Source organism: Betaproteobacteria bacterium (assembly GCA_009693245.1).
GTDB lineage: Bacteria > Pseudomonadota > Gammaproteobacteria > Burkholderiales > SHXO01 > SHXO01.
On record SHXO01000021.1, the window covers coordinates 1 to 21747 of the forward strand.

Genomic DNA, 21747 nt, shown 5'->3' on the forward strand with positions numbered 1-21747 from the left:
GTCATGAATACGAGCAAACGGCCGGTTCTGCTGAAGACCAACATGGGGGCAGGGCACGGCGGGGCCTCGGGGCGCTACGATTTCTTGCGGGAGATCGCCTTTACCGACAGCTTTATTTTGTGGCAACTGGGACTGAATACGCCGGTTGGCGGGCCTTAGGCAAGGCTATTGCTCACCGCCTGCGGCGTCACGCCGGTGAATGACTCACTATGGGGAATAGCATGCAACAGGTGAAAGCGCTCAGTGCGTTAGGTATTGTTCTGATGATGGCTATGTTGGCTGCCTGCGGCGAAAACCCAGAGGCACTCGTCTCCGCGGCCAAGAAGAACATTGCTAATAAGGAGTACAAGGCCGCCGCGATCCAACTGAAGAATGCCCTCCAGAAGGAGACCAATCACAAGGAGGGGCGCTTCTTGTTGGGACAAACACTTACGGAAACTGGCGATATGGCCGGGGCGGAGAAGGAATTCCGGCGCGCCCTCGATCTGGGTTACGACAAGGAGCGCGCGACCCCGCAGTTGGCTCGAACCGTATTCGAGCAGGGCAAGCTGGAGGATTTTGTCAATGAGTTTGCCCTTGCCCAACTTTCCAGCCGCGATGGCAGTGCCGAACTGAAAGCCATGCTGGGTCATGCCCATCTCGGGCGCGGGAAAACCGACGCCGCGGTGGTTGCGTTCGAGGATGCGCTCACTTTGAAACCCGGGCTGATGTCCGCCCGAATCGGGAAGGCCAAAGTCGCCGCCTTGAAAAACGATCTGGACGATGCTCTGCGCCAGAGCGACGAAATTCTGGCGGATTCGCCCAAGGAGCGCGAGGTCCTGGTGCTCAAAGCGGAGATCGCGCGTGCGCGCGGCAAACGAGATGAAGTTCTTACCCTATACCGCCAACTGGTGGAGTACTACCAGAAGGGAGCGGGAGAGCATTACGCACTCGTCATGGCATTGATAGAGAACGGTGCCGTGGAAGAAGCTATTAAATACGGACAACAACTCGAAGCCATCGCACCCAAGGACCCCAGATCCTTCCACGTGCGGCCTCTCGTGGCTTTTAGGAAGAAAGATTTCACCGCGGCACATGAGTTTGCGAACAAAACACTTAGTTTGGCACCGGCTTTCGTACCAGCGCATCTCGTGTCCGGCGCATCGAGTTATCAGTTGAAGTCCTACCAGCAAGCCATCGAGCACTTGGAGATCGTTGCGAAGCAACAGAAACGCAATGGTTATGCTCGCCAATTGCTGGCGGCGTCGTTCATGGCCGCGGGAGACCGTGCGCGCGCCTCTCGCGAAGTGAAGGATGCACTCGATCTGCTGCCGAACGACCCCAGGCTACTGTTGCTAGCCGGAGAGATCGCCGTGGCGGAGAACGATCTCACCGAAGCGGCGAAGTATTTCGAGCGCAGCGCCGCGCAAGGCGGCAGCATGGCCGCGGCGCGGCTCGGACAAGCGCGCATCGCGGCGGGGCAAACGGATGAAGGTTTGCGCATCCTAGAAGGCGCCGCCAAGGATGAGGGCGACAAGTCGCAATCTGCTCTCACTTTGGTGCTCTATCACTTGCGCCGGGGTGAAATGGGCAAGGCGATGACCTGGATCGATAGCATCGAGAAAAAACAGCCTGGAAGTCCCCTGCCTCCCAGCCTGAGAGGTATCGTACTAGCCACGCAAAAGGACTTCGCGGGCGCACGCAAGCAGTTCGGCGCGGCGCTGCAAAAGGATGGTGCCTACGTGCTGGCCTTGGACTCTCTTGCACGCCTTGATGTGCAGGAGAAAAAAACGGACGATGCCAAGCGCCGCTACGAAGAAGTGCTCGGTAAGGCGCCGCGCAACGAGCCCGTGGCCCTGGCGTACTCTCGTATGTTGTTTGCGCTGGGGGAAAAGAGCGAGGTCACTACCTCGCCCCTTCGCGCTGTCATAAAGAATGATCCCACCGCCACGCGGGCGCGCTTAGCGCTGGTCGAAGCGCTTTTGCGCGCGAACGATACCAAGCAAGCGCTCGCCGCGGCGCAGGAGGCCGCCGCCGCGGCCCCGGATAATCCCAGCATCGTGCAAGCGCTGGGACCAACACAACAAGTGGCCGGCGATTTCAACCAAGCCCTTTCCACCTACGCGAATCTCGCCAAGTTGCAACCTCAGCGGCCGGAGCCGCTCATGCTGATGGCCGAAACACACTTGGCCGCCGGAGATACCCGGCAGGCCCAAGATAGCCTGAAGAAGGTGCTGGAAATACGCCAGGACTGGCCGCCCGCATTACAGGCGCAAGTCATGGTTCATATGCGTGCGAAGGAACATGAGCCCGCGCTGGAAATCGCGCGCCGCCTACGACAAAAGAATCCCAAGGACATTGGACGTCACGAGTTGGAGGCGGCCGTCCTGGGTGCCATGCTGCGCTGGGGGGATGCGGCGGACTTATTGCAGCAAGCCTATACGAACAAGCCGAACGCCGGGGTTCTCACAAAACTGTACGATGCGCTGGCGCAAGGGGGTAAAAAAGAACGCGCCCATTCGCTGGCGTCCGAGTGGATCGCCAAGAATCCCAAGGACATCGTGCTTCGCATGTTTCTGGCGGAGCGCGCGGCTGGCGATAAGGACTTTCAGGGGGCTATACGTTATTACAAGGAAGCCCTTGCCGTGCAACCCAAGAATGCACTGGTATTGAATAATCTTGCCTGGGCCGCGGACCAAGTCAAGGATCCGAGGGCGCTCCATTATGCCGAAGAGGCGAATACGCTTGCGCCGAATGTACCGGCCATCATGGATACCTTGGGCTGGATGCTCGTGCAACATGGCGAAAAGCTACGCGGGGTGGAGTTGCTGGAGAAAGCCAGCAAGGGTGCCCCGCAAGTGCTAGAGATCCGTTTCAACTTCGCGTGCGCGTTGATACAGGCAGGGCGCAAGGTTGAAGCTAAGAAAGAACTCGAATTCCTAGCCAGCATGGGCGGCAAGTTTCCCCAGAATGCGGAAGTCGGCAACTTGCTTAAACAACTTTGAAGCTCGGTGGTAACCCCGTTCAAGATCCCAAGGTCCGTGCTGGTGGTCATCCACACGCCGGATCTTCAAGTAGTACTTCTGGAGCGTTACGGCAAACCGGGGTACTGGCAATCGGTGACCGGATCGCAGCATGAGGGCGAGTCCCTCGAGGACACCGCCCGCCGCGAAACCGCCGAAGAGACAGGGTTGGACACGGGCGGGGGAATTTTCCTCGATTGGCGGCTTCGCAACGAGTACCAAATTTTCCCCGAGTGGCGCTGGCGTTATGCGCCCGGCGTGACCCGCAACACCGAGCACGTATTCAGTTGGCAGGTGGACGGCTTACGCGACATCGTTATCGCACCCAAGGAACACTCTGCCTATCTTTGGGCAGGCCACCAGGAGGCGGCCTCACGCTGCTTTTCCTGGAGCAATCGCGACGCCTTGCTTCTCCTGCCCAAGATGGTGCGGGTGCTCGCGAAAGGAGGATCGAAGTAGGGCATGTTACTCTCTGGCATGAGATGGCTCATGGCTCCCTGCGCGCTGGCGAACCTAGCGTGGTTGATGTGCTCGCAAGCATGCCTCGCGGCGGCCGTCGTCGTGAATACTCACCGGGAAGAGGAGGTTCTCGTGGTCGAGGCGCGTGCCGACTTGGGCGCGACGAACCAACAGGCTTGGGGTGTGCTTACCGATTACGCCCATCTCCATGAGTTTGTGCCGGACCTGGCCGAAAGCCGGGTGACCGAACGCACCGCGGACCGGGTTGTTGTCGAGCAAAAGGGACGCGCCGGCTTTCTTTTCTTCCGGTTTTCGATCAGCTTGCGAATGGAGATCGAGGAACGGCCGCCCCGTGAAATCTTGGCCAAGGCGGTATCTGGAAGCTTCAAGGAAATGACGGGCCGTTATGAATTGGAGCCCGCTGGAACCGGCGTCAAACTGCACTACACTGGGCGTTTCGTGCCGAACTTTGGTGTGCCCCGGTTCATCGGTAACGCGGCCTTGAAAAGGGCGGTTGAGCGGCAATTTGGCGCCATGGTGCAAGAGATCGAAAGACGCGCCGCGATCGGTGAAAACCCCGAAGCTGGTGCACCGTCCAAACAATGAACTTACAACGGGGTATGGATACCTTACACGTCCTCACTTACAACATTCACAAGGGTTATTCGCAGTTCAAGCGCCGCATGGCGATGCATGAACTGCGCACCCGCTTGCAGGAACTTTCCCCCGACCTGGTATTCCTTCAGGAGGTAGTGGGCTTTCACGAAGAATTCTCGGAGCGCCATGGTAACGGGCCCTCGCAGCCGCAGTATGAATTCCTCGCCGACAGTGTGTGGGAAGATTTTGCCTATGGACGCAATGCCATCGCCGACAGGGGGCATCATGGCAACGCCGTGCTGAGCAAGTTCCCCATCGCGCGTTGGGACAACGAGGACGTCTCCATGCACCATCTGGAAAATCGCGGACTTCTGCATTGTGAGATCGGTATCCCAGGATGGAAGAAACCGCTGCACGCCATCAACGTGCATCTTGGCTTACTCAAGCGGTGGCGCAGCCAGCAATTGCACGCCTTGGTGCAACGTATCGAACGGCTGGTGCCTCACGATGCACCCTTGATCGTAGCCGGAGATTTCAACGATTGGACGCGCCGGGCGAGTACCTATCTGCAACTTGCCCTGGATGCGCGCGAAGTGTTCGAGAGCACGGCGAGCGGCCCCGCGCGCAGCTACCCCGCCGCCATGCCTGTGTTGCAGCTCGATCGCATCTACGTGCGCGGATTCGATGTGCGCTTGGCTCATGTGCACCGCGGCAGGCCATGGGTCAAAATATCCGATCACGTCGCGCTCTCGGCGCTGCTGGCCCTTCAATAAGGCAAGTGCATGACCCGCTCGAGCGCGGGCAACCGTATCGAACTGTTCAAATCAGGGGCCGGATATTTCCCGGCACTAGCGTCGGCCATCGACTCGGCGCGCGCGGAGGTCCATCTACAAACCTACATCTACGAGGACGACAGTGCCGGACGCAAGGTCGCCGCCGCGCTCATACGCGCGGCTCAGCGCGGTGTCGCGGTGCGAGTTCTCCTGGACGGATTCGGCTCGAAGGCATTTCTGAGCAGCGCGACGGTTGCGGATTTGAGGCTGGCAGGCGCCCGGGTGCTGGTTTTTCGGCCTTGGCAGCGGCTCACCAAATTCCGCCCGCACCGGTTACGCCGGATGCACCGCAAACTCGCGGTGATCGATGGGCGCGTCGCCTTCGTGGGAGGCATCAATATCGTGGATGATTTCGAGAAACCGCGGGCCAATCATGGGCGGCTGGATTACGCCGTGTCGGTCGAAGGGCCCTTACTGGAGGAGATTCACGGTGCCGCTTGCTCCCTGTGGGGGAGGGTGAGTTGGAGTCACTTCAAGCGGCGCTGGCGCCCGGCGCGCCGGATAGAACCGGTGACCAATGCTTGCGGAGGCGTGCACGCGGCCCTCCTTTTGCGCGATAACCTCAAGCACCGCCGGGAGATCGAGAACGCCTATCTCGATGCCATTCAAGCGGCGAAGTCGGAAGTGTTCATCGCCAACGCCTATTTTTTCCCCAGCCGGAAGTTCCGCGAGGCCTTGGCGGCCGCGGTGGCGCGAGGCGTGCGCGTGGTTCTACTGCTACAAGGCAAGGTGGAATACTGGTTCCAGCACTACGCCGCGCGCGCGCTTTACGCGGATTTGCTTAGCGCCGGAATAGAAATCCACGAATATCATCTGAGCTATCTGCACGCAAAGGTGGCCGTGATCGACGCAGCGTGGCTGACGGTGGGTTCCTCCAACATCGAACCTCTGAGCCTGCTGTTGGCGAAGGAAGCCAATATCGTGGTGCGTGACAACGCCAGTGCCTTGGTGTTACGCGATAGCCTAATGGAGGAGATGAAGCGAGGTGCCCGGCAAGTGATCATGGAACAGTGGGAGACCTTGCCGATGCTTGAACGCATACTGTGTCGCGCCGCGTTACGTTTGGCGCGCTTGGCTCTGGCCTTTTCCGTGAGTGGAGCGCAGCGTGAATACGCGTAGCTAAATAACTAACGGTTCTCCGGTTGGGCGCTGGAAGAATCCGTCCCGCCTTCGGCGGCCTTGGTACCGATGCGAACGTGTGTTCCGGGATCGTAGGGCAGTGACATTTCCCCTTCGCGTCCCTTATACCGGTACACCACGTGATAACGCTTGACGGCAGCCACGTACCGGTCATGAGATTTACAGCGCTCCACGTTGCGAGTGACCGCTTCGCGGCGGGTCTGTGGTTCCGTGTAATAGTCTTGGTTGTCGATACGATCCCAGATGATCGCGCCGATCACCGCGCCCGCGGCCGTGGCGGCGCGATTGCCATGACCCCGGCCCGAGTTATGACCGATTATTCCCCCGGTGACACCGCCTATGATGGCACCAGTGCGGGAATGCGGCCGTGTGCCGCGGGGCTCGGTGTACTCGCGGTACTCCGTGACCGGTTCGGACCAGCATTCGCGCAGGGGTTCATTGACGAACTCCTTGATGGGGGTAACGGAGATAACCTCCGCCAGTCCGGCGGAATCCTCGGGCCATGCATTAAAGCTCGCTAATGCAAGCAGCGAAATCAAAGCGGCATTTCTAATCATGGTGGAAACCTCCTTGGAATCCTGGGGCAACTCGTGCAAGAACGGCTCCAGGGGCGCCGCGTTTACTGGCTCAGCAGCCATCCGTCTTCACGCCGCGCGGCGCCTGCCTTCTCCAACTGGCTAACCATCCATTGCGCCAGATCTCCTGGGGTGAAATGCAAGTACTTTGCGTTGAGTTCGGCGAAGCCGGGTACCCGCACCAGATATTCGGGTAGCGCCGCCAGTGGTAGACGGCCGCGATCCAACAGCGTAAACGCAAACATGGCTTTGATGGCGTGGCGTGCCAGGCGTTCTGGGTCCTGGGCGAAATACTCCACGCGCTTGAAGGCGCGATCAAGAGCCTCGGCCACATTGGAGAAAACCTTGCCGTGCCCCGGTAGCACGTGGCGAACGCTCAGATGCGCGATGGAATTCAGCGCCGCCCTGGCGGCCTCCAGGCATTCCGGCGGATCGGGCAGCACCAGTCCGAAGGATTGCTCCCACAGCGCATCGCCGGAGATGAGGAGCTCTTTCTCCTCGCAATAAAACATCAAGGCGCCCATGTCGTGGCCGGGGGCGGCAATGGCGCGCCACTCGAGTCCTCCACCGTGAAACCGGTCGCCGTCGTGCATCGCCGAGTCCAGGGCAAAGCGCTCCCCACGGTGATCGGCGTAATCCAGCCACAATCCCTTTCGGTCCCATTGCCGGACGATTTCGGCCTCTCCCCCAGGAACCGTGATCTCGCAGGCGTAAATGCTTTTCAGCGCCGCGTTGCCGCCCACGTGGTCGCAGTGACAATGAGTATTGATAATTCGGTGCAAGCGCCTCGCACCTAGGTTTTCTGGAAGTGCCAGCCGCCTCAGGGTTTTACCGGCCTGGCTGAAGAAACCCGTGTCAATGAGTATGTTTTGATCCGTGCCGAGCAACAGAACATGATTGGCGTTGAGCCAGTCGCGCTCTATAAAACGTACATGAGGCGGCAATGTGGCGCTGCTCACAAGCGGCAGGCTTCCAGCGCCTGCCAGTCGAATTCGATTCCGTGCCCTGGCCGGTCTGGCGCGATGGCGAAACCTTCGTGGATCTTCAGGGGTTGCGCGATATACCGGTCCAAGCCAAATCCATGGGCCTCTAGATAAGATCTATTGGGAGCGGCGGCCAACAGATGCACGGTGACGTCGTGAGCACCGTGGGAAGTCACTGGCAGATTGAAGCCTTCCGCGAGCCGTGCGATTTTCATGAATCCCGTGACGCCTCCGCACACGGTGACATCGGGTTCGGGAAAGGTGACCGCGCCGGCGCGAATCATCTGCGCGAATTCGTAGAGCGTGTGCAAATTCTCTCCGGTGGCGACGGGCACCCCGCCTTCGCGTACTACTCGTGCGTGACCTTCGACGTCGTCGGGAATGGTGGGCTCCTCCAACCAATAAATATCATGGGCTTGAAAGGCGCGCGCGGCACGAATGGCCTCGTCGGGAGACCAGCGCATATTGGCATCCACCATCAAGGGAAAATCCGCGCCCAGGTGCGAGCGCATGGCCTTCACCCGGGCGGCATCTTCGGATAATGAAGGACGCCCGACTTTCATCTTGATGGCGCGAAAGCCGCGCTTCAAGTTGTCATCCGTTTGTGCAAGTAGCTGGCCGAGCGTGAAATAAAGATCGATTCCTCCGGCGTAGCAGGGCACCTTCGCGTCATGCCCGCCGAGCAGCGTCCACAACGGCACCCCGAATTTTCGCGCTTTCAAATCCCACAGGGCGATGTCGATGGCGGCGATAGCCATCGAGGCCGCACCCCCGCGCCCGCCATAATGGGTGGCCCACCACATTTTCCGCCAAAGAAATTCGATCAGATCCGCGTTCTGGCCCGCCAGCCGGGAGGCGATATCGTGCTCGATGGTGGCGTGAATAGCGTGGCCATTGCAGCCCACGGTGACGGTGTATCCCACGCCTTCGGCACCGCTGGCGTCGCGGATGCGTGCGGTGACCAATTCGAAATGGGTCATGTCACCGTGCGTGCTGTCCGATAGGGTGACCGGCAATTCGATGCGATACAAATCCGTTTTGATGTCTAGAATGGAACTCACGATGGCACGTTATGGTTTGGTTGCGGGAGGAGCCGGCTTATTTGGATGCTGGAGCGGTTGCCGGCGGATTGACCGGAAGAGGAGAGGGTGTTTCCTCGATGAGTTTCACCCCCATCACGAAATGACGGGTGTCGCCAAAACAGCTCGAAGGCAGGCCAACATGTTCCTCGTAATGCAGCGCGGCGCGCTTGCCGATGATGGCGTTGATCTGGCCCGCGACTGCGTCGTCATGAACGGTAAAGAGAAACTTCTCGGGGATGGAGCCAGGTAGGGAAACCATGGCCATCTCACCCTCCCAGGTCTTGCATAACCATCCCTTCTTGGATAGTTTTTGTACCCAGCCCGCACGCTCGCCCTCGGAGTAGCTCCACTGAAGCATTATCCAAACGTAAGCGGCAAAAAGCAGTGCGACGGCGGCTAATACGCCATAAAGCAATAAGATGGTGCTCGCGCCTGCTTGACGGTTTCGCATGATCGGTTAGGGCCTGTAGTGTTGGACAAGGGACTTCATTATAGGCGGCGTGCCATGGCGTCTTTGCTCGCAATGCCGCGATGTCACGCGAAATGCCAGTCTTCATGACTTTGGCGATTGTTGGCGCCATTCCTTTAGGCCGCTGCGCCGGCATACGCGCCACCTGGCGGATAGAATCCAGCCTCACTTCCAATCGATCCCACTTCATGCGCCCTTCCGATAGCGGCCAGCCCCTTACAAGAAAGCGCAACGACTGGAAGACCATTCGCAGTCTGCTGCCGTATTTGGCGGAGTTCAAAGGCCGCGTGTTTCTTGCCCTCATCTGCCTGGTCGTGGCCAAGCTCGCGAACGTGTCGGTGCCTTTGTTGATGAAAGATATCGTGGATCACCTGAGCACCAGGGACGCTGTAGTGTTGCTCCCAGTCGCGCTGCTCGTGGGTTACGGCGTGCTGCGCATGAGTGCCTCGGCTCTAGGGGAATTGCGCGACGCTGTATTCGCGAAGGTCACCCAGCGCTCCATCCGCCGGGTGGCCATGAAAGTATTCGAACATCTGCACGCCTTGTCCTTGCGGTTTCATCTTGAGCGGCAAACCGGCGGGGTTTCGCGCGATATTGAGCGCGGAAGCCGGGGCATATCATTTCTGCTCAACTTCATGGTGTTCAATATTTTGCCGACCCTGGTGGAAATCGGCCTGGTGGCGGGCATCCTGATCGCGAAGTACGAATACCGCTTCGCGGTGGTCACCTTCACTACGCTGGCGGCATACGTGGTGTTTACGCTGCTGATCACCGAATGGCGCATGGAATTTCGCCGCGCCATGAACGAGAGCGACTCCAAGGCCAATACCAAGGCCATCGATAGCCTGCTCAATTACGAGACCGTGAAATATTTCGGCAACGAAGCGTTCGAGGCGAAACGCTACGACCGCGATCTGGAGACTTGGGAAACCGCGGCGGTGCGCAGCCAAACTTCCCTTGCGGCACTCAATGCCGGGCAGGCGTCCATCATCGCCTTGGGTGTCACCGCCCTCATGGCATTGGCCGCCAACGGGGTGGTTAATGGAACCATGACGCTGGGCGATCTGGTGCTTGTGAATGCTTTCATGATCCAACTCTACATGCCGCTGAACTTCCTGGGGTTCGTATACCGCGAGATTCGCCACGCCTTGGCCGACATGGAAAAGATGTTCCGTTTGCTGGACGAGAATCTGGACGTGAGCGACCGTCCCGGCGCGGAAGAGCTTGTGGCGGGTTCGGCCAGCGTGAGCTTCGAGTCGGTGAGTTTTGGATACGATAGCCGGCGGCAGATCTTGTTCGATGTGAGTTTCGGCATCCCGGCAGGGAAAAGCGTCGCCGTGGTGGGGCACAGCGGCTCTGGCAAGTCCACGCTTTCGCGGCTGCTGTTTCGTTTCTACGATGTGAACGCTGGGCGCATTGCCATCAACGGCAAGGATATTCGGGATGTCACGCAAAAGAGTTTGCGCGCAAGCCTCGGCATCGTTCCGCAAGACACGGTGCTCTTCAATGACTCGATTTTCTACAACATCGCCTATGGGAAACCCGAGGCAGGGAAAGATGAAGTGATCGCGGCGGCGCAGGCCGCGCATATCCACGAGTTCATTCAAAAACTGCCCGATGGCTATGACACCAATGTGGGCGAGCGCGGCCTTAAGCTTTCCGGCGGCGAGAAGCAGCGTGTGGCCATTGCACGCGCGATTCTCAAGGGACCCAATATTTACGTTTTCGACGAGGCAACCTCGGCGTTGGATTCAAAGTCCGAGCAAGCCATTCAAGAAGAGTTGCATCGCATCAAGCGCGAGCGCACCACCCTGGTGATCGCCCACCGCCTCTCCACGGTTGTGGATTGCGATCAAATCCTGGTCATGGACCAAGGCCGCATCATCGAACGGGGGAGTCACGATGAATTACTCGCGCAAAATGGGGTGTACGCGCAGATGTGGGCACTCCAGCAGCGCGAAGAGACGAAAGACGGCGAGGGCTCCGTGATCTTGAAATTTAGCGCGCTGGCAGGATCAAGCTGAGCGGGGTATTGCCGACAATCTTTAACCTAGAAGGCGAGCGGCCTGCGAAGGGGTGCCGAGATACCGGCGTTATTGCGCGCGCCAAGAAGTTTTGGGCGGTTTGTCGGGGGCTGGATACTTTTGCGCTGGTACAAGTGTTAATTCATTTAAGTTCGTTGCCTTACTACCTGATTTTTGGTACTTTCTGACCTAGGTTGTTAGACTTTAACTAGCCTCGTAATTGGCTCTAAACCGGTATGTGAGATGTATAAAGACCGTTTTTGTCAAGCGGCACAATAGTGGCTACAGGTGTTCGGCTCGTTAGAAGGATGAACTCGAGGAATATATGCCGAGGAAGTGTTTAGCGAAGAAGTTGTTCTGGGCTGCGGCTCTTTCGGCCGCCGTGCCCGCCCACGCAGATACATTTGATTCCATCATGGCGGTGGTCACACCCGTCGTCGATCCCGCCAAGACTCTCTTGGCACCTGAACCCACCCATCAGCCGCCCTCCATCCTCCCGCTAACGGGAGAATACAGGCCGGCAGCGTTCCAAGCCCACGATGGCGTTGCTATGGTGCGGCGCGGAAATTTGCGACTCGCTTCCTCTGCTGCCCTGGTCATCGATCAAGACAAGGGGCAATTACTGTACGCCAAGAATACCAACGCTATCCAGCCCATCGCGTCCATCACAAAGTTGATGACCGCCATGGTGGTATTGGATGCCGGTTTGCAACTCGACCAGGAAATCCGCATCGGGTATGAGGATGTGGATACCCTGAAGGGCACGCGCTCTCGCCTCCAAGTGGGCACCATCCTGCCCCGTAGGGAGTTGCTGAAGCTGGCCCTGATGGCGTCGGAGAATCGCGCCGCGGCGGCCCTCGGACGAGTCTACCCCGGTGGCCAGTTCGCGTTCGTGGAAGCCATGAATAGAAAGGCAGCCGCCCTCGGGATGCGCGACACCCAGTTTCTCGATGCATCCGGCCTGAATCCCGGTAATGTTTCCACCGCGCAAGATCTCGCCATACTGGTGAATTCTAGCTTTCAGTATCCGTTGATTCGCCACTTCACCACATCGGAGTCCACGGAAGTGGAAATGGAGTCCCGCAAGCGGCACCGCATGGTGGCGTTCCGTAATTCGAATAGTTTAGTGCGCGCAGGTAGCTGGGATATCGGATTGTCCAAGACCGGCTACATCTCCGAGGCGGGGCGTTGCCTAGTCATGCAGGCCACCATCGCGACCCGTCCCGTGATCATCGTGCTACTCGATTCCTGGGGCAAGATGACGCGTGTCGGCGATGCTAACCGTATCAAACGCTGGCTAGAAGGTGCGCCGGCCCGGGGATTCCGCAACCGAATCGGATAAGCCGGGCTTCCACCCACCAATCGCGGCGCAAGGCCGCGATTGATTTTGTCCTTTGCCTTCTGCTAGCCTGCGCTGTCGCCGAGTCTCCGTGAGGGGACGGTAGGCGATTATCCCCGCGTCCCCATGTTTGTTCCCGGAAGTGTGCTTTTGCCTGGAGCCGTTGGTAACAGTGGCGCTACAGCATGCAAGCACCTAATATTTTCCGAAAATGATATGAAAGTTGGACTCTTCGTTACCTGCCTCGCCGATCTGATGCGGCCAAGTATCGGGTTTGCCGCATTGAAGCTGCTGGAGCCGGCCGGGTATGAAGTTGTGGTGCCGCGCGCCCAGACTTGCTGTGGACAGCCGGGCTACAACTCTGGCGACCGGGCGAGCGCGCAAGCCATTGCGCGCAAAGTATTGCGGGAATTTCAGGGCTGCGAGTACATCGTGGTCCCCTCCGGTTCCTGCGGCGGAATGATCAAGGCGCACTACCCCGAGTTGCTGGGCGATTTTCCGGAATTGGCCAAGGACGTGGAGGATTTTGCCGGCCGCACTTATGAACTCACGGATTTTTTGCTGAACGTGGCGAAGATTGCCAATGTTCCGGGTAGCTTCAAAGGAACAGTTACCTACCACGACTCCTGCTCCGGCTTGCGTGAGTTGGGTGTGAAGAAACAACCGCGCGCCTTATTGGCGAAGATGCCCGGCGTGGCTCTCAAGGAGATGAGTACGCCAGAGCAATGTTGCGGTTTTGGGGGTACCTTCGCGGTGAAGTATGGTGCGATCTCCGCGCGCATTGCCGATCAAAAATGCGATGACGTATGCGCCACTGGAGCGGGTGCCCTTGTTCTGGGCGATCTGGGATGCATGCTCAACATCGAAGGCCGCCTGCGCCGGCGCGGGGACCAAAGTACCAAGGTGTGGCATATCGCCGAGGTACTGGCTGGGATGACGGACTGAGCATGCAAATCACTTCGCAAAACTTCAAAGCAGTTGCGGCCGCCAAATTGGGTGACGCGAATTTGCGAAAATCCATGGCTGGCTTGCGCGACAGGATGGTGGAGGGCCGTGCCAAGGCCGCTGCCGAGGTAGGAAATTTCGAGGAAATGCGAGAGGCGGGAAAGCGCGTGCGCGATCACGCGCTAGCGCATTTGGACCTGTACCTCGAGACCTTCGAGCGCAATGCCATTGCACAAGGCACGAAAGTGCACTGGGCGGAAAACTCGCGAGAGATGAACGAGTTGGTGCTGAATATCGCGCGGCAAACCAAGATCCGTAAAGTCATCAAATCGAAATCCATGCTGGGCGAGGAAAGCGGTCTCAACCGTTTCCTCATGGATGCCGGGATCGAGGTGCGAGAGACCGATCTGGGCGAGTACATCCTCGAGCAATCGGGAGACACGCCCTCCCACATCATCGCCCCCGCCGTGCATAAGACGCGCGAAGAAGTCTCCGATCTATTTCACGAGAAGCACAAGCTGCCGCGCAAGACCGATATCGCCGAAATGACGCGCGAGGCGCGCATGGTATTACGCCCGCACTTCCTGGACGCCGGAATGGGCATTACAGGCGCCAACTTTCTGGTGGCGGACACGGGCACGACGGTAATCGTGACCAACGAGGGCAATGGCCGCATGACCACCACCATGCCGCGAGTGCACGTGGCCATCGCGGGCATCGAAAAAGTGGTGCCCACGCTGGAAGACGTTAGCCTCTTGCTGAGATTGCTGACGCGCTCCGCGACCGCTCAGACCATCAGCAATTACCTGTCTTTCGCCACGGGGCCAAAACGCCAGGCTGACCCGGACGGTCCGGAGGAATTCCACATCGTCCTCGTGGACGCGGGGCGAAGCCGTGTACTGGGTTCCGAACTGCGCGAAGCGTTGCGCTGCATTCGTTGCGGGGCTTGCATGAATCACTGTCCCGTGTACCAAAACATCGGCGGACATCCCTATGGCTGGGTTTATCCTGGCCCCATCGGATCCGTGTTGACACCGGCCTATGCGGGACTGGAAAAGGCCATCGATCTGCCCAATGCCGCTACGCTGTGTAATCAGTGCGGCGTGGTGTGCCCGGTGAAAATCCCGTTGCCCGATCTCATGCGCAAACTGCGCGAGCAACAAGTGGAGAAAGGCTTGCGCCCGTGGCAGGAACGCTTGGGGCTCAAGCTGTGGACCTACGCCGCAATGCGCCCGCGTTTGTATGCGCTATTAACCCAATTCGCCGCGCGCCTAGGCAAGTGGATAGGCGGCGAGACCAAATTGCTGCACCGTCTGCCAGGCGGCGCATGGACACAGGACCGTGACCTCCCAGCCCCGCAAGGAAAAACCTTCCGCGAACTCTACGCCGGGCGTAAGCCGTGAGCGCTAGGGAAAACATTCTGCGTCGTGTACGTTCCGCGCTGGAAGTTTCCTCCGCTTCACAAGCTCGCCGTGCCCAGGACGTCCATGCCATGCTGTCGGGCCATGCACGCGCTCCCATGCCGCAAATGGATTGGGACTTGATAGAACGGTTCAAGGAACGCTGCATCGAATTGTCCAGCACCGTGGATGAGGCCGCTTCCCTGGACGAGGTTCCCCGCGCCGTGGCGAAGTATGTGCAATCCAATGCCCTTCCCCCGGCAGCGTGTTGTTGGCAAGCTTATGCGGGCTTGCCCTGGAAAGAATCTGGTCTTGATGCCGCATTTCGCCCCGCCAATGCGGATGACAAGACAGGTATCACCGGCTGCTATTGCGCCATCGCTGAAACCGGCACGTTGATGACGCTATCGGGCGAGGCATCACCGCTCACCAATAGTTTGCTGCCAGATACGCATGTGGCCATTGTTCCTCGGGCCCGCATCGTCCGTTCGATGGAAGATGCGTGGGACTTACTGCGCGGCGAGCACGGAAAAATGCCGAGGCAGGTGTCCTTCATATCGGGCCCCTCGCGAACCGCGGACATCGAGATGACCATGGTCCTGGGCATCCATGGGCCCTACCGCGTGCATATCATCCTGGTTTAAGTATCCACATCTTTACGAGCGTGGCTTGAAAGTATCCGTGGGGCGGCGGTCTTCGAGAATGTCCTTCATGCGCACTTCGATGGCGCCTTTGATCTTTTCATGAGTCAGGATGTAAAAGCGGTTGTCGCGCACGCCCTCGAATACCTTATCCGCGACTTGTTCCGCGGAGATGCGGCCCGATTGCACCGCGTGGCGCATCTGTTCCTCCCTGGCAATCTCGTCCGCGGATCTTTCCCTTGGCGGATTCTTTAGCCCCTCGGGGCGGTTGCGTTCGCTATCCGATATTCCGGTGGGTACGTAGGCTGGGCACAGCACCGAAACGCCGATATGCGGACCCGTCTTGCTCAGGTCTTGATAGAGGCATTCGCTGAGGGTCACCACGGCGTGCTTGGACACGCAGTAAATCGCCATGCCTGGCGGTGACAGGAGGCCGGCGACGGAGGCGGTATTCACGATATGGCAAGGCCCGGCTTGCTTGAGCATGCGCGGCACGAAGCTGCGCAGCCCATGGATCACGCCCCATACATTCACGCCCAGGCACCACTCCCAGTCGGCAACCGTACTCTCCCAGGCCAAGCCTCCGGGCGCCACTCCCGAGTTATTGCATAGGATGTGCGCGCCGCCGTAGGTGTCATAGGCGTGCAGCGCCAGCGCTTCGATATCCTGGGCTTTGGAGACATCGGTCTTGATACCGGTGGCCCTGGTGCCTTGAGCCACAAACTCCGCGATGGCCTTTTTAAGAGGCATCTCCTCGATATCCGCCAGCACGAGCTTCATTCCCTCGCGAGCGAAACGGCGCGCCATGGCGAGTCCGAGGCCGCTGGCGCCTCCGGTTATTACCGCGACTTTGTTTTTGAAGGTTTCCACGATGGAGTCCGGAAGGGTGAAGGGATACCAGATTCTAGCCCGCAAGAATGGTATTCTGCGGGCGCATTTTTCAACAGGAACCGAGCCAAGGATGCACGAGGAATTCACGGGAACGATGGCCGTGCAAGAGCGGCATCGCTTCGACATCGCCAAGCTTGAGCGCTACATGGAAAGCCATGTGGCTGGCTTTCAAGGCCCGCTAACGGCTGAGCAATTCAAAGGCGGTCAGTCCAACCCTACCTTTTTACTTCGCACTCCCAAGGAGTGCTATGTCTTGCGGCGTAAGCCGCCGGGAAAGTTACTTCCCTCCGCGCACGCCGTGGATCGCGAATACCGGGTGATCACCGCCTTGCAAGGTTCCGAAGTACCGGTCGCTAAGACCTATTGCCTGTGCGAGGACGATTCGGTCACCGGCACGGCGTTCTACATCATGAGTTACGTCGAGGGCCGCGTGATATGGGATGGCGCCATGCCTGGTGCCCAACCGGAAGAGCGGCGGGCCATCTATGACCAGATGAATCGCGTCATGGCGGCGCTGCACAAAGTGGATTACGAGAAGGTAGGCTTGGCGGGCTACGGGAAACCTGGCAATTACATCGAGCGCCAGATCGGCCGCTGGGTCAAGCAATACCGCGCTTCTGAAACCGAGCGCATTGAAGCCATGGAAAATTTGATGGAGTGGTTGCCCAAGAATATTCCGGCGGGCGAGGAAGTCTCCATCGTGCACGGTGACTACAGGGTGGACAACACCATCTTTCACCGCAACGAACCGCGCATGCTGGCAGTACTCGATTGGGAGCTCTCGACCCTCGGGCATCCCTTGGCGGATTTTGCCTATCACTGCATGTATTGGCGCTTGTTGCCCGGTGAGTTTCGCGGCATCGCCGGTCTCGATCACAAGGCCTTGGGCATTCCCACCGAGGAAGAATACGTGGAGGCCTATTGCTGCCGCACGGGCCGAAGCGCAATCCAGAATTGGGATTTCTACATGACCTACAACATGTTCCGCCTCGCGGCCATTCTGCAAGGCATCATGGGCCGTGTGATGGACGGTACCGCATCCAGCGCCCACGCGATCCAACAAGGCAAGCGCGCCCGGCCCATGGCCGAGGCGGGGTGGCGGCAGGTGGAGAAGATGCTGAAAAGCTGAAACGGCAATCCCCGGTGTCCTGCGTGACCATGGTGTTCCCTTCGTAAGCTTTGTACCAAGAGAGGTTGAGTTTCAGTGAAAGCCGTACTGTGTAAAGAACTAGGCCCACCCGAGAAGCTAGTAGTGGAAGAGGTCCCGTCGCTCAAACCAGCGAAGGGACAAGTGGTCATTGGAGTGAAGGCCGCGGGCGTGAATTTCCCCGACACGCTCATCATCCAGGGCAAGTACCAATTCAAACCGGACCTTCCCTTCTCGCCAGGCGGCGAGGTGGCGGGCGTGGTGAAGGAACTGGGCGAAGGCGTGAGCAATTGGAAGGCCGGTGATCGCGTGATCGCGACCACCACGTGGGGCGGGTTTGCGCAAGAGATGGTCGTGGACGCGGATCGCTTGATTGCCATGCTTGGTGCCATGGACTACGTTGCGGGTTCGGCCTTCGTGCTCACCTATGGCACTTCGTACCATGCGTTGGTGGACCGGGCGCAACTCAAAGCAGGCGAAACGATGTTGGTGCTCGGGGCCTCGGGCGGAGTGGGCCTCGCCGCCGTGCAAATCGGCAAAGCCTTGGGCGCGCGCGTTATCGCCGCCGCATCGAGTGCCGAGAAGCTCGCCGCATGCAAGCAAGCAGGCGCGGATGAGATCATCAATTACTCGACGGAGGATCTGCGCGCCCGCGTCAAGGTCATCACGGGTGGCCGCGGTACCGATGTGGTCTACGACCCCGTGGGCGGTACCTACTCGGAACTCGCGCTGCGCGACATGGCGTGGAACGGCCGCTTTCTCGTGGTGGGTTTCGCGGCTGGCGAAATTCCCAAGATCCCTCTCAATCTCGCGCTACTCAAGGGATGCTCCATCGTGGGCGTCTTCTGGGGCGCCTTTACCCGCACCGAACCGGAACGCAACCGCCTCAACAACCAGGAGTTGATGCGCATGTTCGAGGCTGGCAAGGTCAAGCCGCATATTCACGCGACCTATCCGTTGGAACAGGCCGCCCAGGCGCTCAACGATCTGGTGGGGAAAAAAGTGAGTGGTAAGGTTGTTCTGACTACTGAATAAGGACGAAATCATGATCACGCTATACGAACATCCGCTGTCCTCCTACGCCATGAAGGTGAAGATCGCGCTCATGGAGAAACGCATCGAATTCCAGCCCATCGTGCCCGACGGCATGATGACCGGGGCGGCTAATGCCGCCTTTGTGGAGGCGAGTCCGCGCGCGGAGATCCCGGCGTTGATCGATGGTGACACCGAGGTCTTCGACTCCACGATCATCATGGAATACCTGGAGGACAAATGGCCTAACCCGCCGTTGCTGCCGCGTTCGCCCGCGGACCGCGCGCGCGTGCGCATGATCGAAGATGTGATGGATTGCCTGTACGAACCCAATAACTGGGGGCTGGGCGAGGTGTTGCGCTTCAAGCGTGCCACGGGTGCGCAAGCGGACAAGATGGTGGCGTTCTCGCGCGAGAGCGTGACCAAGTTGCAAGGCTGGCTCGATCGCGAGTTGGGCAGCAGGCCTTGGTTCAATGGCGATACCTTCGGTTGGGGCGACGTGGCCTGCGCGCCTTACGTCGCGCGCTCCGCCGTATCGGGACATCCTCCGGCCGCGGGCTCTGCCTTGGCCGCCTGGTTGGAGCGTGTGAGCGCGCGCCCCAGCGTGGCGAAGGCGGTGGAGCAGATGAAGCAAGTGATCGCCAATTTTCCCGATGTTGCAACCATGCTGGCGGAAGGCAAGATCAAGCGTCAGTACCGCGACCATCGCTTGGAGTGGATGATCGCCGCCGGCGGGCTTTCAGTGGTGCAAGAGGGCATCGCCAAGGGCAGCATCCGCTTTAGCCGCCTGCCTGAATAACGCGAGATGTAGCCTGGCATGCACTTTCGCCTGAGCACGGAACAAAAACTCACACAAGAATCCGCTCGCGCGTTCGCGCGGAAAGAAATCGCTCCCATCGCCGCGCAGTGCGATCGCGAGGCGGAGTTTCCCGTGGCCGTTTACCGCAAGGCTCTGGAAGTGGGCTTGGTCAATCTCGCAATCCCGCAGCGCCACGGCGGCCTCGGGCTTGGTGCCTTCGAGCAGTGCTTGGTGAGCGAACAGTTTGCGTGGGGCTGCACGGGAATAGCGGGTGGAATCGGATTGAACGCCATCTTCGCCGATGTATTTCACGTGGCGGGTAACGAAGCGCAAAAGCGCGAGGCCTTCCACCGCTTGCTCAAGGGCGAGTTCGGCGCCTATGCACTCACGGAACCCAGTGCTGGTTCGGACGTGGCCGCCATCAAAACGCGCGCGGTGAAATCCGGCGGCGGCTACGTGCTGAACGGTGGCAAGGTGTGGATCTCCAACGCACCCTTGGCCAGCATGTTCGTAATATTCGCCAAGACCGATCCCGGGGCGGGTCATCGCGGAATCAGCGCATTCTTCGTCAATCGCGAGACTCCAGGCCTGCGGGTGGGCACGCCCTTGGGCAAGATGGGGCAAAAGGCGGGGCTTGCGGCCGAGGTATTTCTTGAGGACGTTCACGTGCCCGCTTCAGCGTTGCTGGAGGCAGAGGGTGCGGGGTTCATGATTGCCATGAAAGTCTTCGACCGTTCGCGCCCAGGCGTGGGCGCCCTTGCACTAGGCCTCACCCAGCGTTGCCTGGACGAGTCCGTGCAATACGCCAAAACCAGGCACACCATGGGCAAGCCCATCATCGAGCACCAAGCTATCGGGCACAAGCTGGCGGGCATGGCCATGGAGTTGGAAGCGGCAAAACTCTTGGTGTATCAAGCAGCGTGGTTGCTGGATGCGGGCGAGCGCAATACGCAGCAGGCGGCCTACGCCAAAACCTTTGCCGCCGACACCGGCATGCGAGCCGCGAGCGAGGCCGTGCAAATTTTCGGGGGCATGGGCTATAGCACCGAATACCCCGTGGAGAAACTCTTTCGTGATGCCAAGGTAATTCAAATCTACGAAGGCACCGCCGAGATCCAACGCAATATCATCGCTAGAGAATTGGCAAGAAATTAGCGCCACTTCTCCATAACATCGAGAGGAATCACTCATGCCAGAAGCCGTCATCATCGATGCAGTGCGCACGCCCTTCGCGCGCCGGGGCGGGGCATTGCGCGAAATACGTCCAGATAGCCTATTGGCGCACGCACTCAAGGGTTTGGTACGCCGGGCCGGAATCGATCCCGGAAAGATCGAAGACGTGGTGGATGGCACCGTGACCCTTTGTGGCGAGCAGGGCGCCAATCCGGCGCGCCTTGGGGTGTTGCTCGCCGGCTTTCCCACCCACGTCGCGGGCGTGTCGCTCAACCGCATGTGCGGATCGAGCCAGCAAGCGGTGCACTTCGCCGCACAGGCGGTGGCCGCGGGGGACATGAACTACGCTATTGGTTCCGGCGTTGAGAGCATGACCCGGGCGCCGATGTTTCTCGACATCACCATGGGGCGCGAAGGCGCGGCGGGTTTCGAGGGTTTGAACCCGGAGCTTTTCAAGCATCATGACTTGATTCACCAGGGCGAGAGCGCCGAGCGCGTGGCGGATAAGTGGGGCATCACGCGCCGCGACGTGGACGAGTATTCCAAGGAGAGCCACCGCCGCGCCTACCGGGCGCAACTGGCGGGGTGGAACAAGGAGATCATTCCCGTTGAAGGGGTGAATCCCGAGGCCATGCCTATTACGCTCGCCCACGACGATGGGGTAAGGGGCGTGCTCGACGAGCAAAAAATGGCAAATCTGAAACCGGCTTTCCGCCCGGAGGGCGCGGGGGTCGTGACGGCCGCCAACTCCAGCCAAATTTCCGATGGCGCCTCCGCGGTGCTGGTGGCCAACGAAGCCGTGGCGAAGGCCGATGGCTTCAAGCCACGAGCAAAATTTCGCGCGCGCGTGGTCACCGGATCGGATCCTACATTACAGCTCACAGGCGTCATACCCGCCACCGAGATCGCGCTCAAGCGAGCAGGGCTCACCATCCGGGATATGGATTGGATCGAGATCAACGAGGCCTTTGCCACCGTGGTGCTTAGTTGGGCCAAGGAACTCAAGCCAGATATGGACAAGGTCAACCCCTGGGGTGGAGCTATCGCCCACGGCCATCCACTTGGGGCGACGGGTGCGGGATTGCTGTCAAAAATGCTTTCAGGTCTGGACGCCGTGGACGGAAAGTTCGGCCTGCAGGTCATGTGCATCGGTCACGGGCAAGCCACCGCCACAATCATTGAACGTTTGTAGACGGGGCGCGCGGGCGCGCGTACA

At 59.4% G+C, this 21747-nt stretch carries 20 protein-coding genes; 15 read left to right on the forward strand and 5 right to left on the reverse strand.

The features are described from left to right. The first annotated feature begins 209 nt into the window (after positions 1 to 209). Genes prsT through clsB form a run of 5 tightly spaced genes read left to right on the forward strand, consistent with a single transcriptional unit; the run spans position 210 to position 6010 of the window. Positions 210 to 2984 (forward strand): PEP-CTERM system TPR-repeat protein PrsT, encoded by a 2775-nt coding sequence (gene prsT / locus EXR36_05260; protein MSQ59051.1) that lies wholly within the window; start codon positions 210 to 212, stop codon positions 2982 to 2984. 6 nt (positions 2985 to 2990) lie between these two features. Next, positions 2991 to 3461: a dihydroneopterin triphosphate diphosphatase gene (gene nudB / locus EXR36_05265; protein MSQ59052.1), complete on the forward strand. Its 471-nt coding sequence runs from the start codon at positions 2991 to 2993 to the stop codon at positions 3459 to 3461. A gap of 3 nt (positions 3462 to 3464) precedes the next feature. After that, positions 3465 to 4067 (forward strand): cyclase, encoded by a 603-nt coding sequence (locus EXR36_05270; GenBank protein MSQ59053.1) that lies wholly within the window; start codon positions 3465 to 3467, stop codon positions 4065 to 4067. Between the two features lie 14 nt (positions 4068 to 4081). Continuing rightward, positions 4082 to 4831 (forward strand): EEP domain-containing protein, encoded by a 750-nt coding sequence (locus tag EXR36_05275; protein ID MSQ59054.1) that lies wholly within the window; start codon positions 4082 to 4084, stop codon positions 4829 to 4831. A 9-nt stretch (positions 4832 to 4840) separates the two neighbouring features. Beyond that, positions 4841 to 6010: a cardiolipin synthase ClsB gene (gene clsB / locus EXR36_05280; protein ID MSQ59055.1), complete on the forward strand. Its 1170-nt coding sequence runs from the start codon at positions 4841 to 4843 to the stop codon at positions 6008 to 6010. A gap of 8 nt (positions 6011 to 6018) precedes the next feature. Here clsB and EXR36_05285 read toward each other — a convergent pair whose 3' ends face one another. Genes EXR36_05285 through EXR36_05300 form a run of 4 tightly spaced genes read right to left on the reverse strand, consistent with a single transcriptional unit; the run spans position 6019 to position 9122 of the window. After that, complete coding sequence (locus tag EXR36_05285) at positions 6019 to 6669, reverse strand: glycine zipper 2TM domain-containing protein (GenBank protein MSQ59056.1); 651 nt, start codon at positions 6667 to 6669, stop codon at positions 6019 to 6021. After that, positions 6651 to 7598: an MBL fold metallo-hydrolase gene (locus tag EXR36_05290; protein ID MSQ59057.1), complete on the reverse strand. Its 948-nt coding sequence runs from the start codon at positions 7596 to 7598 to the stop codon at positions 6651 to 6653. Before EXR36_05290 ends, EXR36_05285 begins: the two co-directional genes overlap by 19 nt. Then, positions 7562 to 8650: a mandelate racemase/muconate lactonizing enzyme family protein gene (locus EXR36_05295; protein ID MSQ59058.1), complete on the reverse strand. Its 1089-nt coding sequence runs from the start codon at positions 8648 to 8650 to the stop codon at positions 7562 to 7564. Before EXR36_05295 ends, EXR36_05290 begins: the two co-directional genes overlap by 37 nt. A gap of 37 nt (positions 8651 to 8687) precedes the next feature. Continuing rightward, positions 8688 to 9122 (reverse strand): hypothetical protein, encoded by a 435-nt coding sequence (locus tag EXR36_05300; protein ID MSQ59059.1) that lies wholly within the window; start codon positions 9120 to 9122, stop codon positions 8688 to 8690. A gap of 206 nt (positions 9123 to 9328) precedes the next feature. Here EXR36_05300 and EXR36_05305 point away from each other — a divergent pair, with 206 nt between their 5' ends. The 5 genes from EXR36_05305 (at position 9329) to EXR36_05325 (ending at position 15492) form a co-directional block, all read left to right on the forward strand. After that, on the forward strand, positions 9329 to 11164 hold the full coding sequence (locus EXR36_05305) for an ABC transporter ATP-binding protein/permease (GenBank protein MSQ59060.1): 1836 nt from the start codon (positions 9329 to 9331) through the stop codon (positions 11162 to 11164). A gap of 415 nt (positions 11165 to 11579) precedes the next feature. Next, entirely contained in the window at positions 11580 to 12506 is a 927-nt protein-coding gene (locus tag EXR36_05310; GenBank protein ID MSQ59061.1) for a D-alanyl-D-alanine endopeptidase, read from the forward strand. A 213-nt stretch (positions 12507 to 12719) separates the two neighbouring features. Beyond that, positions 12720 to 13448, forward strand: coding sequence for a (Fe-S)-binding protein (locus tag EXR36_05315; protein MSQ59062.1), 729 nt, complete (start codon positions 12720 to 12722; stop codon positions 13446 to 13448). 2 nt (positions 13449 to 13450) lie between these two features. Next, on the forward strand, positions 13451 to 14851 hold the full coding sequence (locus EXR36_05320; protein MSQ59063.1) for an iron-sulfur cluster-binding protein: 1401 nt from the start codon (positions 13451 to 13453) through the stop codon (positions 14849 to 14851). Further along, the gene (locus tag EXR36_05325) at positions 14848 to 15492 is read left to right on the forward strand and encodes a lactate utilization protein C (protein MSQ59064.1); all 645 of its coding nucleotides are present in this window, start codon (positions 14848 to 14850) and stop codon (positions 15490 to 15492) included. Before EXR36_05320 ends, EXR36_05325 begins: the two co-directional genes overlap by 4 nt. A 12-nt stretch (positions 15493 to 15504) precedes the next feature. On the opposite strand, the gene EXR36_05330 is transcribed toward EXR36_05325, so the two are convergent. After that, entirely contained in the window at positions 15505 to 16359 is an 855-nt protein-coding gene (locus EXR36_05330) for an SDR family oxidoreductase (protein MSQ59065.1), read from the reverse strand. 91 nt (positions 16360 to 16450) lie between these two features. Between EXR36_05330 and EXR36_05335 the strand changes: the two genes are divergently transcribed. From EXR36_05335 to EXR36_05355, 5 genes are all read left to right on the forward strand, one after another. Further along, a complete protein-coding gene (locus EXR36_05335; GenBank protein MSQ59066.1) occupies positions 16451 to 17509 on the forward strand; it encodes a phosphotransferase family protein in 1059 nt (352 codons plus the stop codon). Between the two features lie 75 nt (positions 17510 to 17584). Further along, the gene (locus EXR36_05340) at positions 17585 to 18562 is read left to right on the forward strand and encodes an NADPH:quinone oxidoreductase family protein (GenBank protein ID MSQ59067.1); all 978 of its coding nucleotides are present in this window, start codon (positions 17585 to 17587) and stop codon (positions 18560 to 18562) included. A 10-nt stretch (positions 18563 to 18572) separates the two neighbouring features. Further along, a complete protein-coding gene (locus EXR36_05345) occupies positions 18573 to 19358 on the forward strand; it encodes a glutathione S-transferase family protein (GenBank protein ID MSQ59068.1) in 786 nt (261 codons plus the stop codon). 18 nt (positions 19359 to 19376) lie between these two features. Continuing rightward, entirely contained in the window at positions 19377 to 20513 is a 1137-nt protein-coding gene (locus EXR36_05350) for an acyl-CoA dehydrogenase (GenBank protein ID MSQ59069.1), read from the forward strand. Positions 20514 to 20547: 34 nt separating this feature from the next. Then, positions 20548 to 21723 (forward strand): thiolase family protein, encoded by a 1176-nt coding sequence (locus EXR36_05355; GenBank protein MSQ59070.1) that lies wholly within the window; start codon positions 20548 to 20550, stop codon positions 21721 to 21723. The last annotated feature ends 24 nt before the right edge of the window (positions 21724 to 21747 follow it).

Coding starts and splice junctions, on each gene's coding strand:
- EXR36_05320 (MSQ59063.1), top strand. CDS start 13,451: ATGCAAATCACTTCGCAAAACTTCAAAGCAGTTGCGGCCGCCAAATTG.
- EXR36_05305 (MSQ59060.1), top strand. CDS start 9,329: ATGCGCCCTTCCGATAGCGGCCAGCCCCTTACAAGAAAGCGCAACGAC.
- EXR36_05275 (MSQ59054.1), top strand. CDS start 4,082: ATGGATACCTTACACGTCCTCACTTACAACATTCACAAGGGTTATTCG.
- EXR36_05270 (MSQ59053.1), top strand. CDS start 3,465: ATGTTACTCTCTGGCATGAGATGGCTCATGGCTCCCTGCGCGCTGGCG.
- EXR36_05285 (MSQ59056.1), bottom strand. CDS start 6,669: ATGGCTGCTGAGCCAGTAAACGCGGCGCCCCTGGAGCCGTTCTTGCAC.
- EXR36_05355 (MSQ59070.1), top strand. CDS start 20,548: ATGCCAGAAGCCGTCATCATCGATGCAGTGCGCACGCCCTTCGCGCGC.
- clsB (MSQ59055.1), top strand. CDS start 4,841: ATGACCCGCTCGAGCGCGGGCAACCGTATCGAACTGTTCAAATCAGGG.
- EXR36_05335 (MSQ59066.1), top strand. CDS start 16,451: ATGCACGAGGAATTCACGGGAACGATGGCCGTGCAAGAGCGGCATCGC.
- prsT (MSQ59051.1), top strand. CDS start 210: ATGGGGAATAGCATGCAACAGGTGAAAGCGCTCAGTGCGTTAGGTATT.
- EXR36_05345 (MSQ59068.1), top strand. CDS start 18,573: ATGATCACGCTATACGAACATCCGCTGTCCTCCTACGCCATGAAGGTG.
- EXR36_05350 (MSQ59069.1), top strand. CDS start 19,377: ATGCACTTTCGCCTGAGCACGGAACAAAAACTCACACAAGAATCCGCT.
- EXR36_05300 (MSQ59059.1), bottom strand. CDS start 9,122: ATGCGAAACCGTCAAGCAGGCGCGAGCACCATCTTATTGCTTTATGGC.
- EXR36_05310 (MSQ59061.1), top strand. CDS start 11,580: ATGGCGGTGGTCACACCCGTCGTCGATCCCGCCAAGACTCTCTTGGCA.
- EXR36_05315 (MSQ59062.1), top strand. CDS start 12,720: ATGAAAGTTGGACTCTTCGTTACCTGCCTCGCCGATCTGATGCGGCCA.